This is a genomic window from Zunongwangia sp., assembly GCF_048269745.1.
Classification (GTDB): domain Bacteria; phylum Bacteroidota; class Bacteroidia; order Flavobacteriales; family Flavobacteriaceae; genus Zunongwangia.
In genome coordinates, this window is record NZ_JBLXIB010000011.1 from 83,431 (window position 1) to 99,045 (window position 15,615).

General features: G+C 32.7%; 16 protein-coding genes and 1 tRNA gene. 7 read left to right on the plus strand and 10 right to left on the minus strand.

Annotation, left to right across the window (positions count from 1 at the left end; all coding sequences use genetic code 11):
* Nucleotides 1-212 precede the first annotated feature (212 nt).
* Nucleotides 213-1,784: an HD domain-containing protein gene (locus tag ACN0WI_RS12935; protein ID WP_417887365.1), complete on the plus strand. Its 1,572-nt coding sequence runs from the start codon at nucleotides 213-215 to the stop codon at nucleotides 1,782-1,784.
* Between the two features lie 14 nt (nucleotides 1,785-1,798).
* Here the strand turns inward: ACN0WI_RS12935 and ACN0WI_RS12940 are convergent, their stop codons facing one another.
* Together ACN0WI_RS12940 and ACN0WI_RS12945 are read right to left on the minus strand one after the other, a co-directional pair.
* Nucleotides 1,799-3,166: an alanine/glycine:cation symporter family protein gene (locus ACN0WI_RS12940; protein WP_417887366.1), complete on the minus strand. Its 1,368-nt coding sequence runs from the start codon at nucleotides 3,164-3,166 to the stop codon at nucleotides 1,799-1,801.
* Between the two features lie 200 nt (nucleotides 3,167-3,366).
* The gene (locus tag ACN0WI_RS12945) at nucleotides 3,367-4,956 is read right to left on the minus strand and encodes a peptide chain release factor 3 (RefSeq protein ID WP_417887367.1); all 1,590 of its coding nucleotides are present in this window, start codon (nucleotides 4,954-4,956) and stop codon (nucleotides 3,367-3,369) included.
* A gap of 160 nt (nucleotides 4,957-5,116) precedes the next feature.
* On the opposite strand from ACN0WI_RS12945, the gene idi reads away from it, so the two are divergent.
* The 5 genes from idi (at nucleotide 5,117) to ACN0WI_RS12970 (ending at nucleotide 7,497) form a co-directional block, all read left to right on the plus strand.
* Nucleotides 5,117-5,635, plus strand: coding sequence for an isopentenyl-diphosphate Delta-isomerase (idi, locus tag ACN0WI_RS12950; RefSeq protein WP_417887443.1), 519 nt, complete (start codon nucleotides 5,117-5,119; stop codon nucleotides 5,633-5,635).
* The gene (locus tag ACN0WI_RS12955; protein WP_417887368.1) at nucleotides 5,632-6,042 is read left to right on the plus strand and encodes a 6-pyruvoyl trahydropterin synthase family protein; all 411 of its coding nucleotides are present in this window, start codon (nucleotides 5,632-5,634) and stop codon (nucleotides 6,040-6,042) included. The genes idi and ACN0WI_RS12955 overlap by 4 nt, the downstream gene beginning before the upstream one ends.
* Before the next feature lie 90 nt (nucleotides 6,043-6,132).
* Nucleotides 6,133-6,399 carry a hypothetical protein gene (locus ACN0WI_RS12960; protein ID WP_417887370.1) on the plus strand — a complete coding sequence of 89 codons (267 nt, stop codon included), beginning with the start codon at nucleotides 6,133-6,135 and terminating at the stop codon, nucleotides 6,397-6,399.
* An 11-nt stretch (nucleotides 6,400-6,410) separates the two neighbouring features.
* Nucleotides 6,411-6,484: transfer RNA gene (locus ACN0WI_RS12965), tRNA-Thr, on the plus strand.
* A gap of 71 nt (nucleotides 6,485-6,555) precedes the next feature.
* On the plus strand, nucleotides 6,556-7,497 hold the full coding sequence (locus ACN0WI_RS12970) for a hypothetical protein (protein ID WP_417887371.1): 942 nt from the start codon (nucleotides 6,556-6,558) through the stop codon (nucleotides 7,495-7,497).
* A gap of 109 nt (nucleotides 7,498-7,606) precedes the next feature.
* Here ACN0WI_RS12970 and mqo read toward each other — a convergent pair whose 3' ends face one another.
* From mqo to ACN0WI_RS13000, 6 genes are all read right to left on the minus strand, one after another.
* Nucleotides 7,607-9,115, minus strand: a complete 1,509-nt coding sequence (mqo, locus tag ACN0WI_RS12975) for a malate dehydrogenase (quinone) (protein WP_417887372.1) — start codon at nucleotides 9,113-9,115, stop codon at nucleotides 7,607-7,609.
* Nucleotides 9,116-9,276: 161 nt separating this feature from the next.
* The gene (locus ACN0WI_RS12980; protein ID WP_417887373.1) at nucleotides 9,277-10,011 is read right to left on the minus strand and encodes a DUF4369 domain-containing protein; all 735 of its coding nucleotides are present in this window, start codon (nucleotides 10,009-10,011) and stop codon (nucleotides 9,277-9,279) included.
* A 53-nt stretch (nucleotides 10,012-10,064) separates the two neighbouring features.
* Nucleotides 10,065-11,330: a DUF819 domain-containing protein gene (locus ACN0WI_RS12985; protein ID WP_417887374.1), complete on the minus strand. Its 1,266-nt coding sequence runs from the start codon at nucleotides 11,328-11,330 to the stop codon at nucleotides 10,065-10,067.
* Between the two features lie 186 nt (nucleotides 11,331-11,516).
* A complete protein-coding gene (locus tag ACN0WI_RS12990; protein WP_417887375.1) occupies nucleotides 11,517-12,332 on the minus strand; it encodes an HAD family hydrolase in 816 nt (271 codons plus the stop codon).
* Entirely contained in the window at nucleotides 12,332-12,502 is a 171-nt protein-coding gene (locus tag ACN0WI_RS12995; protein ID WP_417887377.1) for an Arc family DNA binding domain-containing protein, read from the minus strand. The genes ACN0WI_RS12990 and ACN0WI_RS12995 overlap by 1 nt, the downstream gene beginning before the upstream one ends.
* 401 nt (nucleotides 12,503-12,903) lie before the next feature.
* Nucleotides 12,904-13,764, minus strand: a complete 861-nt coding sequence (locus tag ACN0WI_RS13000; protein WP_417887378.1) for an SPFH domain-containing protein — start codon at nucleotides 13,762-13,764, stop codon at nucleotides 12,904-12,906.
* Between the two features lie 126 nt (nucleotides 13,765-13,890).
* Between ACN0WI_RS13000 and ACN0WI_RS13005 the strand changes: the two genes are divergently transcribed.
* Entirely contained in the window at nucleotides 13,891-14,673 is a 783-nt protein-coding gene (locus ACN0WI_RS13005) for a S1/P1 nuclease (protein WP_417887379.1), read from the plus strand.
* Here the strand turns inward: ACN0WI_RS13005 and ACN0WI_RS13010 are convergent.
* Both ACN0WI_RS13010 and ACN0WI_RS13015 read right to left on the minus strand, forming a co-directional pair.
* A complete protein-coding gene (locus tag ACN0WI_RS13010) occupies nucleotides 14,670-15,248 on the minus strand; it encodes an alpha-ketoglutarate-dependent dioxygenase AlkB family protein (RefSeq protein ID WP_417887380.1) in 579 nt (192 codons plus the stop codon). The two genes, ACN0WI_RS13005 and ACN0WI_RS13010, sit on opposite strands and share 4 nt — an antisense overlap.
* A gap of 1 nt (nucleotide 15,249) precedes the next feature.
* Entirely contained in the window at nucleotides 15,250-15,609 is a 360-nt protein-coding gene (locus tag ACN0WI_RS13015) for a hypothetical protein (protein WP_417887382.1), read from the minus strand.
* Between the last annotated feature and the right edge of the window lie 6 nt (nucleotides 15,610-15,615).

The following is a 15,615-nucleotide window of genomic DNA, read 5'->3' on the forward strand; positions in this document are numbered from 1 at the left end:
ACAACTACTTCAAGGTAATTATTCGAAGTGTTATTAGAAAATTATTTTTTATTTTGAGACAAGAATAGAAGCTTTTAATCTCGATAATCGAGTAAAGCGATAATATAAACCCATAGTCTTAGACTATGGGTTTTTTCTTTTAATGCTAATAACCAATATTTGTTTAACTTTAGGAAGCTAACGTAATTATTTCATTATCCTTAAATAAAAATATGTCCAATCAGAAAACACAATCCCAGCCTACTAAAAGAATAGCTGCTATAGATCTTGGAACAAATTCTTTTCATGCAGTACTGGTAGATATTTACCCTGATGGTAGCTTTCGTACCGTAAATAAATTAAAAGAAATGGTAAGCCTTGCTGATAAAGGACTTGAAGATAGATTGAGTAGGCAGGCCATGGATCGTGGCTTGGAGGCTTTAAAAAGGATTAAATTTTTATGCGATAGCCATAATGTAGAGAATATTTTGGCTTATGCCACAAGTGCAATTAGAGAAGCTAAAAACGGAGGTGATTTTATTAAGGAAGCAGGAGATGAAATAGGCATAAGGATTCGAGCTATATCTGGTAAAATGGAAGCTGATATGATTGGTCTTGCTATAAAGCATAATGTAGTTATTGAGGATGAAATGGTGCTAATGATAGATATCGGTGGTGGTAGTGTTGAATTTATTATCGGCAATCGCGATGATTTTGTCTACTATAATAGTTTGAAGCTTGGTGTAGCAAGGATGGCGGCTACCTTCGTAGATTCAGATCCCATTAAAAAGAATAATGTCCATAAGTTAAAAGATCATTATAAAGATAAATTAGCAGAGGTAGTAAAATTAGCCAAAGAACACGGAGTGAAAACAATTATCGGATCTTCGGGAACTATGGAGAATATTGCGGAAATGGTAGCCGGTAGAAATGATATTACAGCTAAAAGAACACTGAACGAACTTAATTTTGAATCAGATTCCTTTCTTGATTTCTACAAGGAATTTATCAAATTAGATGAAAAAGGAAGATTAAAAGAAAAAAAATTGGAAGAAAAGCGGGTTGATATCATCAATCCAGGTATGGTGCTATTAAAATACTTAGTAAATAAGTGCGATATTGAAAACATCAAAATCTCTGAAGGTGCCTTACGGGAGGGAATGATTCTAAATTATATCGAGCAGAAAAAAGAGGAGCTGCATTTGGATCTTGTCGCAAGCTTTGAAGATCCGCGGCGTAGGAGTGTATTCGAATTATTGCGCAAATGTAATTGGATCAAAGCACATTCTCAGCACGTAACTAAATTTGCATTGCAACTTTTCGATGAATTAAGGGAAGATTTGAGCCTAGAAGAAGGTGATAGGGAACTGCTGGAATATGCAAGCTTGATGCATGATATCGGTTATTACATCTCGTATCGAAAGCACCATAAACATGCACTTTATTTAATCAGATTTTCAGATTTGTTAGGCTTTCAGGAAGATGAGATAAATATCATGGCAAATGTAGCGCGATACCATCGAAAATCGGCACCTCATAAACGTCATAAGCCCTATAAAAAACTAAGTAAAAAATTGCGCCGTCGAGTTAAAAAGCTTTCTGCGATACTAAGGGTTGCTGATGGTTTGGATAGGAGCCATTATCAAAATGTTGAGCGACTGGAAATCAACAATACTGCCGATAAAATTAATTTACTTATCAATACACACAGTGATCCTGAATTAGAAATTTGGGGGGTATTGCGTAAGACCGCTCTTCTGGAAAAGCTAACCGGAAAAAAGGTGGATATATTCAAGATGGATTAAAAAAAACTAGCATTTTAACCGTATTTTTTAAAATATATTTTGGCCTGCTTCATCACTCTAGGTGCTAAGATTAATGTAGATATCATGGTAGGTATGGCCATAAGCGCAAAAAATCCATCAATTAAATTCAGTATGATGCTTTGTTCTGTTGTGGCGCCAAGCATAATACTGATAATGTAAAAATAGTTATACCAGTGTTTATGTTTTGCTCCAATTAAAAATGAAAGGCATTTCGTTCCATAGTAAGAATAAGAAAACAGCGAGGATATACTAAAAGCAGCAATACAGATGAGTAGTAAATAAGATCCAACAACAGGGATAGAATCTCCAAAAGCTTTAGCTGTTAAAGCAACACCGCTAGCTTCACTGGTTTGCCAAACACCGGTTACTAAAATGGTAAGCGCAGTTAGCGTACAAACGATTAGTGTATCTATCGCTGGTCCCAACATCGCAACCATTCCTTCTCGAATGGGCTGTGAAGTTTTACTGGCGCCGTGAGCCATTGTAGCTGTCCCAATACCCGCTTCATTAGAAAAAGCACCTCTACGTATACCTAGCAGGATTAAACCGCCTAAAAGTCCGCCAAAAAGCGGATCTCCTTTATAATTATTTGCAGCAAAGGCATCGGTAAAAATTAAAGAAAGATACTGCGGTAGTTGTTCAAAATTAATGACTAGTATAGCTACTACAGATAGAAAGTACAATACCACCATCGCCGGAACCAATTTTGAAACCGTACGGCTTATACGATATAAACCGCCTAAAACAACGATTGAAGTAATTATGGTTAAAACAATACCAATAGAAAAGTTAGATATATTTCCTGTAGCAATACCATTAGGCTCTAGTAAAATTGAATTGATTGCTTTGGTAAGTTGATTTACATTGAAGATTGGTAGCGCTCCAACCAATCCTGCGACGCTAAAAAATATAGCTAAGAATTTCCAATTTCGGCCAAGGCCTTCCATTATAAAGTACATCACACCACCCTGTATTTTTCCTTCAGAATCCTTACCGCGATACATTACCGCCAGAGTATTAGTGAAAAATTTAGTTGCCATTCCTACAATAGCGCTCACCCAAAGCCAAAAAACTGCGCCCGGGCCTCCAACAGCGATTGCAACCGCAACACCGGCAATATTACCCATGCCAACAGTACTACTTAAAGCCGTAGCTAAAGCCTGAAAATGACTAATCTCACCCGGATCATTGGGATCATCGTACTTTCCTTTTAAAAGATCAATAGAATGCCCTAAATATCGAAAAGGAAGAAATTTAGAATAGATCAATAAAAAAATCCCGCCACCAATTAGTAAAATTACCAGTGGTAATCCCCAAACTGCAGAGGCAAAATCAGCGACAAACTTGTCGATACTTTCCATAATTCAACTTTATGCCGAAAATATAGTAAATAAACAGCTATTCTTAGGTTTTTCAACTTAAGTTTCCTAATTACTTCAATTTATTTTAAGTCATTCATAACTTAATGCAGGCTCTCATCATGTAATTAAACAAATGGGTTGCTGAGTTAAGTTTAGGTTTGCTTTTGTAGAGTATGCTAAAGATGACCCTAGTCGCAATTTCAAAATTCCGAAGTAAAATGAAATTTAATTGATGGATATTTTTGCTGTGTCATTTGTAAAGAGAACTGCGAATCAGCTAAAAATACTAACTGGCCTTGTTTGTCTTTTGCTAAGAATTTTGCTTTTACACGTTTAAAGTCTTTAAACTCTTCACTTTTTTCATCTTCGGCTTCTACCCAGGTGGCTTTAAAAACATTTAGGTTTTCATACGTACACTTAGCACCATATTCGTGCTCTAAACGATACTGAATTACTTCAAATTGAAGAGCACCAACGGTTCCAATAATTTTTCGACCATTTAATTCTAATGTAAATAACTGCGCAACACCTTCATCCATTAGCTGATCGACTCCTTTTTCTAATTGCTTAGATTTCATAGGGTCGGCATTATTAATGTATCTAAAATGTTCTGGAGAGAAACTTGGCACACCACGATAATTTAAAACTTCTCCTTCCGTTAATGTATCTCCAATTTTAAAGTTTCCGGTATCGTGTAAACCAACAATATCCCCTGCGTAAGAGGTATCAACTATTTCTTTCTTCTCCGCAAAAAAGGCATTAGGGCTCGAGAATTTTAAGTTTTTATTATGGCGAACGTGTAAATAGTTCTTATTTCGTTCAAACTTTCCAGAAACAATTTTAATAAAGGCTAATCGGTCTCGGTGTTTAGGATCCATATTGGCATGAATCTTAAAAACAAATCCTGTAAATTTATTTTCAGCTGGTTCTACAACGCGAACATCACTTTCTTTTGGACGTGGAGGCGGAGCAATATTAATGAAGCAATCTAATAACTCACGAACTCCGAAGTTATTTAAAGCAGAACCAAAAAAGACAGGTTGTAATCTTCCCTCTAAATATGCTTTTTTATCAAATTCTGGATATACGCCTTGTGCTAGCTCTAGTTCTTCCCTTAACTCGTTCGCTGGATCATTTCCGATAAGATCATCTAATTCTGAAGAATTTAAATCTGAAATTTCAATAGTATCTTCTATATCCTTACGTGGATCTCCAGTAAAAAGGTTTACATTTTTCTCCCAAATATTATAAATCCCTTTAAAATCGTATCCCATTCCTATTGGGTAAGAAAGTGGCGTTACGGTAAGATTTAGCTTTTGTTCTATTTCATCTAATAATTCGAATGCGTCTTTACCTTCGCGATCTAATTTATTAATGAAAACGATCATTGGGATATTTCGCATTCGGCAAACTTCTACCAATTTTTCAGTTTGTTCCTCAACCCCTTTTGCTACGTCGATAACTACAATAACACTGTCAACTGCGGTTAAAGTTCTAAAAGTATCTTCAGCAAAATCTTTATGCCCAGGAGTATCCAAAATATTAATTTTGATGTCTTTGTATTCGAAGGCTAAAACTGAAGTTGCTACCGAAATACCACGTTGGCGCTCTATTTCCATAAAGTCACTAGTAGCTCCTTTCTTTATTTTATTAGATTTTACAGCACCAGCTTCCTGTATAGCTCCTCCAAATAATAATAGTTTTTCTGTAAGTGTTGTTTTCCCGGCATCGGGATGCGATATAATACCAAAAGTTCTTCTACGTCTTAATTCTTTCTGAAAAGTTTTCATTCACCGAAATTTAAGGCGCAAAAATACTATTATTTTACTGAATTTTAAAGGTGTGCTATAGCGATAAATTAAGAATGAATGATTATTATTGATAATAGTCGTAAAATAGCAATTTTTAAGATGAATGCTATTTTGTACATTTGAAGCTCTAAATTGTATGATGGGAACAGATCAGGTAATACTAGTTAACGAAAAAGACGAGCAAATAGGCTTAATGGAAAAAATTGAAGCGCACGAAAAAGGATTATTACATCGTGCATTTTCGGTTTTTGTATTCAATAAAAAGGGAGAGTTAATGCTTCAGCAACGTGCATTAGAAAAATATCATACTCCTGGATTATGGACCAATACCTGTTGTAGCCACCAACGAGAAGGGGAAACTAATATTGAAGCTGGGAAGCGCCGATTAATGGAAGAAATGGGGTTTACTACCGAACTAAAAGATACCATTTCGTTTATTTATAAAGCACCCTTCGATAATGGACTTACTGAGCATGAGTTTGACCATATTTTGATTGGTTACTACGATGAGCAGCCTAAACCGAATCTGGATGAGGTAAATAATTGGAAATGGATGAATTTAGAGGCGGTTAAAAACGATATTCAAGAAAATCCTAAACTTTATACAGAATGGTTTAAAATCATTTTTGATAAGTATTACAAACATATTTCAGAATGAAAGCAACTGTTCACAGAAAAGCACACTTCAATGCTGCTCACCGTCTTTTTATAAAAGAATGGACAGACGAGAAGAATTTTGAAGTATTTGGTAAATGTAGCAACCCCCATTATCATGGGCATAATTACGACCTTACTGTTTCGGTTTGCGGAGATGTAGATCCTAAAACAGGATTTGTAATAAATTTGAAACGATTAAAAGACGTTATCTATGAAGATGTAGAATTGCCGTTTGATCATAAAAATCTAAATATTGAAGTTCCGGAATTTAAAGATCGTAATCCTACAGCAGAAAATATAGCCATTGTAATTTGGAATAAATTACGGGAAAAATTGCGAGATGATTTAGAATTGACAGTAACACTTTACGAAAGCCAACGTAATTTTGTTACATATAGGGGTGAATAAAAAAATGAGTGTGTTATAGAAAAAAAGATAAAAAAATAGTTTTTAATTCGGGAAAATGATTTAAATTTGCACCCGAAAATTATACCAATTATGGCAAGTAAACGACTGTTAAAGCGGGATATGAATAATGTTTTTGGAGACATTATAGAAGCTGCTTATATTCATCAAGAAACTCATCCTGATGAAGATCCTGCAAAGACGGAAGCCATTGTAGATGAAGCTATAGCTGATTTTGATGCTTTAATTGTGCAAATAAATCAAAAAGATGTTGAAAATAAAAAACAACATTTTAAAGCTGTAGAAAAAGAATTTGGAGCTAAAGCAGAAGCACTTGTACAAAAGGTAAATGCTTTATAAACATATTTATTGCCGATGTAGCTCAGCTGGCTAGAGCAGCTGATTTGTAATCAGCAGGTCGTGGGTTCGAGTCCCTCCATCGGCTCAAACAAAAAACTCCTTAGAATTTCTAAGGAGTTTTTTTATGTCTAATTTTTTATATTTAAACCAATTGAAATGAAAAAAAATTACTTTCTCGTATTTTTAATGTTGCCTTTCTTTTTTTTACAGAGTTGCTCTTCAGATGAAAACGAGATAACAGAAACTTCTAACCAAGATATTAAAATACGTAAATGGATATCGGCAACCTATTATAGAAATTATGATGGATCCTTGAAGGTTAGTGATTCTATGGTATCACATTTAAAAAATAATAAAATAATAGAAAGCGTTTATTATAATTATAGAATAAATTATAATAATGAAACTGTTTCAGTAGATACATCAACAATACAATATCAATATGATACAGATGGGAAAATTTTAAAATTCATGAAGGAACAAGACAATAAAGTTCTAGGTAGTTATGAATTTAGCTACGATAATGAAGGCCGATTAAAAAGTTACGTATATTTTTCTGAAGATGATTATGATGACAACTATTATAAATCTGTTTATACTTATGCCAATGATACTATCTACAATAATTCTTTTACTAAAAATGAAATTAATGATGAATATATAGAAGATTCAGAAACGTATAAATATATTCTTTCAAAAGAAGGAGATCTAGTTTATTACGAAGCCAATGGTCCGTATTATTCAGATAATAATACAGTTATTTCAACGTATGATCAGAATTCTAATAAGTTGAGTGCAAATCAGTTTGGATATGTAGAATATGTTTACACCTATACGGAATATTTAAATCCCGAAGCATTTATTTATGATGCTACTTTTGGTAAAGAAGTTTACAATTTATTAGGCGGTGAAACTAATGCTTTTGCGACAAGAGAGACTTCTAAAAATGTTCTACAGAGTGTGAAAAACATTTTTAAAGCTAATGAAGAATATTCAATAGAATCCATTATTGATTCTGATACTAATATTGCTACAAAAATTACTTATAATGATGGTTTCGATAACGAAGTGATTGTTAATGAGTTTATTTTAGAATAATTAAAAGGACTCCTTAATATTCTCTAAGGAGTCTTTTTGTAGTTTTTCGGAGTATTAAATATTTAAGGAGAATAATTTTTTTTATTTTAGTATCTACTATTACTATTCATTAATGTAATACGTCTAGTTCTAATAATTTTGATGTTTTTTGCTGAACTTCTTTAAATTCATTTTTATTTTCTTCAGAAATATCTCGATTCCAAAAAGGAATCATTTCATCTAATTTATTTTGTATTTCAGGTTGTGCTAATTTTTCTGGAAAAGCTAACTTTAATACATCAATCATTATATGTACAGCGGTAGATGCTCCTGGCGAAGCGCCCAATAGAGCAGAAATTTTTCCATCTTTAGAATGTACAACATCAGTACCAAATTCTAAAGTTCCACCTTGTTCTTCATCTTTTTTAATAATCTGAACGCGCTGTCCGGCTACTTTTAATTCCCATTCGTTAGACCGAGCATCTTTAACGAACTTTCTAAGTTCATTCATCCGATCTTCATGATCCATTTTTATTTGCTCTAATAAATATTTTGTAAGCGGAATATTGTGCCAAAACACACCCCACATCGAAGGAATATTATCAAATTTTATGGATTTTGGGAAGTCTAAATATGAGCCTTCTTTTAAAAATTTAGTGCTAAAACCAGCAAAAGGCCCGAATAATAGTTGTTTTTTTCCGTCGATATATCTAGAATCTAAATGAGGGGTAGACATTGGTGGAGCATCGGGTCCTGCTTTACTGTATACTTTAGCATCGTGTTGGTTAATCACTTCTTGATTTTTACAAAAAAGCCACTGCCCACTAACCGGAAAACCGCCATATCCATCTTTTTCCTCTATTTCTACTTTTTGAAGTAGTGGTAAAGCTCCACCACCAGCACCTATAAAAACATGTTCGGCATCGTAATATGTTTTATAATCTGTTTTACGGTAGTTTACTTCTACAAGCCAATCATCATTACGGTATGGATCTACATCAGTAACTTCATGGTTTAATAATATAGGAACCTCAAATTCATTTTCTAAAATATCGAAATAAGCTTCTGTTAAAGCTCCAAAATTTACACCTGTTCCTAATTCCATCCGGGTAGCGGCCATGGGTTCAGTTGGGTTTCTATCTTTCATGATTAGCGGAAACCATTGCTCCATTTTTGAAAAATCATCAGTAAATTGCATGTTTTCAAATTGAAAACTGTTTTTCATGGCTTTGTACCGGTCCTTAAGAAAATCTACATTATTTTTTCCTGTAACCCAGCTATGATGAGGAATAGTATGGATGAATGATTTTGGACTTTTCAGTAATTCATTTTTAATTAAATATGCCCAGAATTGCTTAGAGCGTTCGTATTGCTGAAAAATTTCTTTTGCTTTAGAGATGTCTATATCTCCATTTTTATCTTTTGGAGTATAGTTAAGTTCGCAAAACGCAGAATGTCCCGTTCCCGAATTATTCCAAGCTTCTGTACTCTCTTGGGATACTTTCTTTAAGCGTTCAAAAATTATAATTTTAGCTTTTGGATCTATAATTTTTGTCATTAATGCTAAAGTGGCACTCATTATCCCACCACCAATACATATAAGATCGTATTTTTCGTCTGGATTCGGTTTTGCTATCATATATAAAATTTTTTTCTTCCGAAGTTAACCAAAAGAAAACCGAACCGGTACTAATAATATCTTAAACCTTTATCTGTAAATAGCCTAAAATGTTAGGATTATGGAAAAAATAAAGCCGCATATTTGCGGCTTTTAAATAGTATTTATAAAAGAAGTGATTCTTAGTTTTCGTCTTCTACTTTTTCTGCTAATTCTTTTTCTTCACGTCGCTCTTTTAAAAAAAGTTTTAATTGTTTACCGTATTTCGATTTTTTTACGTCTTTATTTAACGAGTTGTAAATAGTATCTAAATATTTAATATTAGCATCAAAAACTTCAGAAAGTGCTAAATATGGAGCAACTTCTAAATCTTTATGGTTTATAGCAAAATTAACGGTATAAAGATATTTCCGTTTTAAGAGGTTTTCGTATTGTTGATCTAATTCTGCAATTCGTTGTGTATCTTTTGCTTTTTGAGCTTCAAAATTTTCTTTAATGATATCTAGGTTTGTTTCATTAAAGCGTTTTATCATTTTACGATATTCCACTAATTTATCTTGATTAACAGAGCCTGTAATTTTAGCATCGGTTTCAAATTTTTCTAAATTAGTAGTTATTTTTACTTCACCTTCATCAGCAAAAAAATCCAACCGATCATCAAATTTTGAATTATCTATTTTATCTAAATATAAATACATAACCTGTGGACTTTCTATATTGGTTTCTAATAGAAAATTAGAATCTCCGTTTACAGCAATAGAATCAACATTTACTAATGAAGTATCTTCAATTTTTTGCAAATAAAGAGTTCCTTTTTTAAGTCCTTTTATAGTACCGGAAACTTTAAGATTTGTTTCTTTTTTTGAACAAGCAATTATAGTTAAAACGGTAACTAAAAATAGGCTAAATTTTTTCATAAATAATAATTTCGGTTAGGCTTAACAAATATCTTACAAATATCTAAAATTTACTAACTACTAGCAGCCATTTGCATCAAAATAGTACAAAGAATAGCTCCATATGTTCCCACTACATAACCAAAAACAGCTAAAAGAACACCAACAGTTGCCAGTGAAGGATGAAACGCTGCGGCTACAACCGGAGCTGAAGCTGCACCACCAACATTTGCTTGACTTCCTACGGCTAAAAAGAAGTAAGGGGCTTTAATTAATTTAGCTGTTATTAATAAAATTATAACGTGAATACTCATCCAAACTAGACCAATAGCAATAAGTCCAGGATTATCGAAAACAGTTCCCAGATCCATTTTCATTCCTATTGTAGCTACTAAGATATAGATAAAAACACTACCTATTTTACTGGCTCCGGCACCTTCATATTTTTTAAATTTTGTAAAAGATAGCAAAATTCCGATAGCCGTTGCAATTGTAATCATCCAAAAAAATTCTGAAGAAAATGAAGCTAAAGAGCTTTTTTTGTCCTGAAAAACATCGAAAGTTTTTACTAAAAAACTAGAGATCTGATCTGCACCAAAATGTGCAATACCAACTGCACCAAAAGCTAATGCTAAAATAATCATTAAATCCGGTAAAGTCGGAATTCGTTTTACACTTTCAGAATAAGCAGATACTCTATCTTTTAATTCAGTAATAGCTGAGTTATCGGCTTGCAGCCAATTATCGATTCGTTCGCTTTTACCGACTCCTAATAACACTACAGCCATCCATAAGTTAGCTACAACAATATCAACTAAAACCATTCCTCCATATTTCTCAGGGTTATATTTATATATTTCCAGCATAGCTGCTTGGTTGGCACCACCACCAATCCAACTACCGGCAAGTGTAGATAAACCACGCCAAGTAGCATCGAATCCTATTCCGCCTACAGTTTCTGGAGAAACAGCAGAAATTAAAAGTATAGCGATTGGTCCACCAATTACAATACCAATTGTGGCGGCAAAAAACATGATAAGTGCTTTTGGCCCTAAGTTAAAAATAGCTTTTAAGTCGATACTCAACGTCATTAAAACTAACGAAGCAGGTAATAAATAACGACTTGCTATAAAATAGAGATTAGAAACTGAAGATTCTATAAGTCCGACGGAGTTTAGAATTGCAGGAATTAAATAACACATTAAAACTCCAGGAACAATTTTATAAAATTTTGCCCAAAAGCCAGTTTTAATTGATGAGGTATAAAAAACAAAACCAAGCGATAGCATTAGCAATCCTAAAACAACCGCGTCGTTAGTAAAAATAGGTGTATCTTCCATATAATTGGCTTTTGGAGGTTAAAATACAAATTAAATTTTCCCCACTAATTTTTGTTTTACTTCTAATAATTTTGATTTGTATCATTTTGTTCATTATACGAAGTTTCATACAGGATAAAAAACAAAACCCTGAGTTATAATCAGGGTTTTGATAGTTTAGTATTAATTTTTGCTATACTGATACTCTTATAGAGAAAATAATTTCTGAAGACTTTGCGCAACGCCGTCTTCTTTTCCATGTCCGGTAACTTGAGTAGCAACATCTTTTACTTCTTGCCTTGCATTAGATACTGCAATTCCCATTCCTACACCACCTACCATTTCTACATCATTATAATTATCGCCAAACGCAATGGTATCTTCGGTGGTTAGTTTATAATGATTTTCTAATAAATGTTGGATCGCAGAGAATTTTGAGATTTTTTTATCAGCAATTTCAAGATAATTTTTATTAGAACGGTAAAAGTTTAATTCTTCGGAAAAGTTATTCTTTAGAAAGTCGCTTAGTTGGTCGATTTTTTCTTCGTCTCCCATCGCCATAATTTTATGTGGTGCTTTACTTTCAGAAGTCCATTTCTCGATCACCTCAGCGTTAGGTTTTACCTGTGGACTAATCTTGGTATTGTTTTCTTCACGTTCTGCCCAAAAATCAAATTCAGGTACATACCATTCATCATGATAGTACAAACTCAAGTGGAGATCTAGCTTATTTTTTGAATTAAAATTATGTATCTTTTTTAAAGTATCAAGAGGAATTTCGACAGAGTTTATTGGTTTATCATTCACTAAAATAAGTCCACCGTTATACGCGATAATTGGCAATTCTCTAATATCAAGTTGTTCTTGAAGATGATGCATTGCCTGAGGCATTCTTGCAGAAATAAGTACAATAGGAAGTTGTTTTTTTACTTCTTTAATTATTTTTATAGTGAATGGTGAAAGCTCTCTTTCTTTGTTTAGGAGGGTGCCATCGATGTCTGAAAAGACAATTTTGTATTCCATTAGTTTTCTTTGTTTTTATTTTTAGGATGTCTGTTTGCTTTTTGTAAACATTTGTTAAGCATCCACTCAATCTGCCCATTGGTGCTTCTAAACTCATCGGAAGCCCATTTTTCAACAGCTTTTAGCATGTCTTCATCTACTCGTAGTGCAAATGCTTTTTTCTTAGCCATATTTTATAATTCCTGAATGAATTTTGTAAGCTCCAGTACTAATTCCGGATGCAATTCTAATTCTTCATCTTCGTTTTTCTTTGTTTCAGCTTCAGACTTTAAAATATGAATTCATATTTTTCAAAAGTAATAATTCAGCCTCATTTTCCACAGCTTTTTAGGTTTTAGCATCATTAATATTTACCTGAAGATCTTTAGTATCATTTACAATTAAAATCGGAATATCCATTTTTTTAATTTCTCCTTTATGATCGTATTTATACTTATATTTTATAAATTGTTATTCTTAATTTCTCAAACAAATTTGGTTACTTCTGCATTTTATCTTCAAATTAAGCGAGAAAAAAATTGAAACTAAAAATCGATATTATGGATAGTGATCTTTTCAAAATTTTAAATTATTAATGATTTAATGTTCCTGCATTAACCACAGGAGAAGCATCTTTATCTCCACATAAAATAACCATTAAGTTGCTTACCATAGCAGCACGTCGCTCTTCATCTAAATGCACAATCTCTTTTTTGCCTAATTCATCTAAAGCCATTTCAACCATACTTACAGCTCCTTCCACAATTTTATGTCTGGCAGCAACAATAGCTGTTGCTTGTTGCCTTTTAAGCATTGCGCTGGCAATTTCGTTAGCGTAGGCTAAATAACCTATACGGGCTTCTAGAACTTCGATTCCGGCAATCTCTAGACGTTCTTCTAATTCCTTTTCAAGTGCGTCACTGACTTCGTTCATACTACTTCTTAACGTAATATCTTCATCTAAACCTTCATCAGCAAAATTATCGTAAGGATACATGCTGGCTAATTTTCTAACGGCAGCATCGGTTTGAACCACAACAAAGTTTTCGAAATTATCAACATCAAAAGAAGCCTTGTAAGTATCTCGAACACGCCAAACTAAAATGGTGCTAATCATTACTGGATTTCCCAGTTTGTCGTTCACTTTTAATCGTTCACTATCAAAATTTCTGGCACGTAACGAAATTTTCTTTTTGGTATACAAAGGATTAGTCCAAAATAAGCCGTTTTTTTTAACCGTTCCGCGATAATCACCAAATAGTAAAAGTACTCGTGATTCATTTGGATTTACCAAAATAAAGCCTGGTAATATAATTAATGCGGCTAAAATTCCTAAAATAAGAAAAGCGTTTTTAAAAATGATAAGGCCAAAGATGCCGCCAAAAAATAAGAGTATAAAAATGAATAGCATAAAATAGCCATTCGACGGAGATGAAGATTTTTCTTGAGTCATTTTTTTTTATATTTTATGTGATATCAAATTAATATTATTAATATATTGATATAAAATGAATTATCAATAATCTTTAACATTTAAATTACTTAAGCTTGATTATATTTGCTTCAAAATTGAAATAAAATGAAAAGATTACTTATTGTATTTGTTACTTTTTTATTAGCTAATAGTGGTTTTGCTAACGATTTAGATTGGGGTAAAACAGGTCACCGAACTACAGGGGAAATTGCGCAAGACTATTTAAATAAGCGTACACAGAAAGCTATAAATAAATTATTAGATGGGCATTCTTTAGCTTTTGTTGCTAATTATGGTGATGATATAAAAAGTGATCGTAATTATCACAGATACAGTGCTTGGCATTATGTGAATATCGATCCGGAAGCAACTGAATACAACCCAGAAACTGCTAGTGAAAAAGGAGATTTAGTAACAGGAATTACAAAATGTATTGAAGTTTTAAAAGATAAAAAAGCTAGTAAAGTAGATAAGCAATTCTATTTAAAAATGTTGGTTCATTTAATGGGAGATCTTCATCAGCCTTTTCATGTAGGCCATGCAGACGATTTGGGAGGAAATAAAGTAACTGTAGAATGGTTCGGAAAAAAAACCAATATACATAGTGTTTGGGATAGCAAAATGATAGATTCTTACCAAATGAGTTATACTGAACTTGCTGAAAACAAAGATAAATTAACTAAAAGTGAGATTAAAGAAATAAAAAAGGGTGATTTATTAGATTGGGTTTATGAAAGTAGGGGTTTAGCAGAAATACTTTATAAAGATGTTGCAGCAAATAATGACCTTAGTTATAAATATATGTACCAATGGTTTCCTACAGTAAGACAACAATTGCAAAAAGGAGGAATTCGGTTAGCTAAAGTTTTAAACGAAATTTATAATTAATTTATAATTTTTCTAAATGTTAAATTGATTCTTGGAGAAATTTTCTTTTTAGTTTTTGGGAGCTGATGTTTCCAGAAATGTTGTGTTTCTCCTTTCATTATTAATAAACTACCGTGAGCTAAAACAATTTTTTGTTTTAGCTCTTTTTTTGTTTTGTGCTGAAGATGGAAAACTCGCTCGCCACCTAAACTTATAGAAGCAATTATTGGGTTTTTACCTAATTCTTTTTCATCATCACTATGCCATCCCATACTATCTTGCCCCGTTCGATATAAATTAGCTAAACAAATATTGAATTTAGTATGAGTAATTGCTTCAATTTTTGTTTTTAATTCACTAAGCTTTTCCGGAAAAGGATGAGGTTCCATTTTAATATTAGAATACGAATAAGACTTTTCACCAAAAAGATATGTGAGTCTTGGTTGCATCATTTCTTTTCCGAAAATTTTAATAGGTTCTTGAATCCAATTAGTTTCAGAATAAAGTTTTTGAAAAAGTAAGTCGGCACATTTACTATTCAAAAAATGAGGGTCGTAAATTAATTGGGACTGTGGAAGATTAAAATATTCGTTCATACTAAAACCTTAAATAATACCATGCCCACCAAATTAATAATAATTGTAGGGGAATCCTTAAAATTAGAAGCCATTTAGGTAAGCCAGCTCCAGCTTCGGGAGAGGAAAGCATATAAAAATGTACCGTAAAAAAAAGTATAAGCATTGTTATAATACCATAAATTGCATAATTTTTAGTTGCTGTAAAGCATACACCAATCCCTAATAAAATTTCTGCAATTCCACTTAAGTATACCATACTAAAGTGTGCAGGTATGTATGGTGGAATTATTTTTGCATACATATTAGGTTTTATAAAGTGATTGATTCCTGCAATAAAATACAGAATGCCCATTAAATATAAATGCCAAGGAAAATTCATAATTCA

What these genes read in the sequence shown, in the direction of transcription:
- ACN0WI_RS12935 (WP_417887365.1), top strand. Translation starts at nt 213, where the DNA reads ATGTCCAATCAGAAAACACAATCCCAGCCTACTAAAAGAATAGCTGCT.
- ACN0WI_RS12940 (WP_417887366.1), bottom strand. Translation starts at nt 3,166, where the DNA reads ATGGAAAGTATCGACAAGTTTGTCGCTGATTTTGCCTCTGCAGTTTGG.
- ACN0WI_RS12945 (WP_417887367.1), bottom strand. Translation starts at nt 4,956, where the DNA reads ATGAAAACTTTTCAGAAAGAATTAAGACGTAGAAGAACTTTTGGTATT.
- idi (WP_417887443.1), top strand. Translation starts at nt 5,117, where the DNA reads ATGGGAACAGATCAGGTAATACTAGTTAACGAAAAAGACGAGCAAATA.
- ACN0WI_RS12955 (WP_417887368.1), top strand. Translation starts at nt 5,632, where the DNA reads ATGAAAGCAACTGTTCACAGAAAAGCACACTTCAATGCTGCTCACCGT.
- ACN0WI_RS12960 (WP_417887370.1), top strand. Translation starts at nt 6,133, where the DNA reads ATGGCAAGTAAACGACTGTTAAAGCGGGATATGAATAATGTTTTTGGA.
- ACN0WI_RS12970 (WP_417887371.1), top strand. Translation starts at nt 6,556, where the DNA reads ATGAAAAAAAATTACTTTCTCGTATTTTTAATGTTGCCTTTCTTTTTT.
- mqo (WP_417887372.1), bottom strand. Translation starts at nt 9,115, where the DNA reads ATGATAGCAAAACCGAATCCAGACGAAAAATACGATCTTATATGTATT.
- ACN0WI_RS12980 (WP_417887373.1), bottom strand. Translation starts at nt 10,011, where the DNA reads ATGAAAAAATTTAGCCTATTTTTAGTTACCGTTTTAACTATAATTGCT.
- ACN0WI_RS12985 (WP_417887374.1), bottom strand. Translation starts at nt 11,330, where the DNA reads ATGGAAGATACACCTATTTTTACTAACGACGCGGTTGTTTTAGGATTG.
- ACN0WI_RS12990 (WP_417887375.1), bottom strand. Translation starts at nt 12,332, where the DNA reads ATGGAATACAAAATTGTCTTTTCAGACATCGATGGCACCCTCCTAAAC.
- ACN0WI_RS12995 (WP_417887377.1), bottom strand. Translation starts at nt 12,502, where the DNA reads ATGGCTAAGAAAAAAGCATTTGCACTACGAGTAGATGAAGACATGCTA.
- ACN0WI_RS13000 (WP_417887378.1), bottom strand. Translation starts at nt 13,764, where the DNA reads ATGACTCAAGAAAAATCTTCATCTCCGTCGAATGGCTATTTTATGCTA.
- ACN0WI_RS13005 (WP_417887379.1), top strand. Translation starts at nt 13,891, where the DNA reads ATGAAAAGATTACTTATTGTATTTGTTACTTTTTTATTAGCTAATAGT.
- ACN0WI_RS13010 (WP_417887380.1), bottom strand. Translation starts at nt 15,248, where the DNA reads ATGAACGAATATTTTAATCTTCCACAGTCCCAATTAATTTACGACCCT.
- ACN0WI_RS13015 (WP_417887382.1), bottom strand. Translation starts at nt 15,609, where the DNA reads ATGAATTTTCCTTGGCATTTATATTTAATGGGCATTCTGTATTTTATT.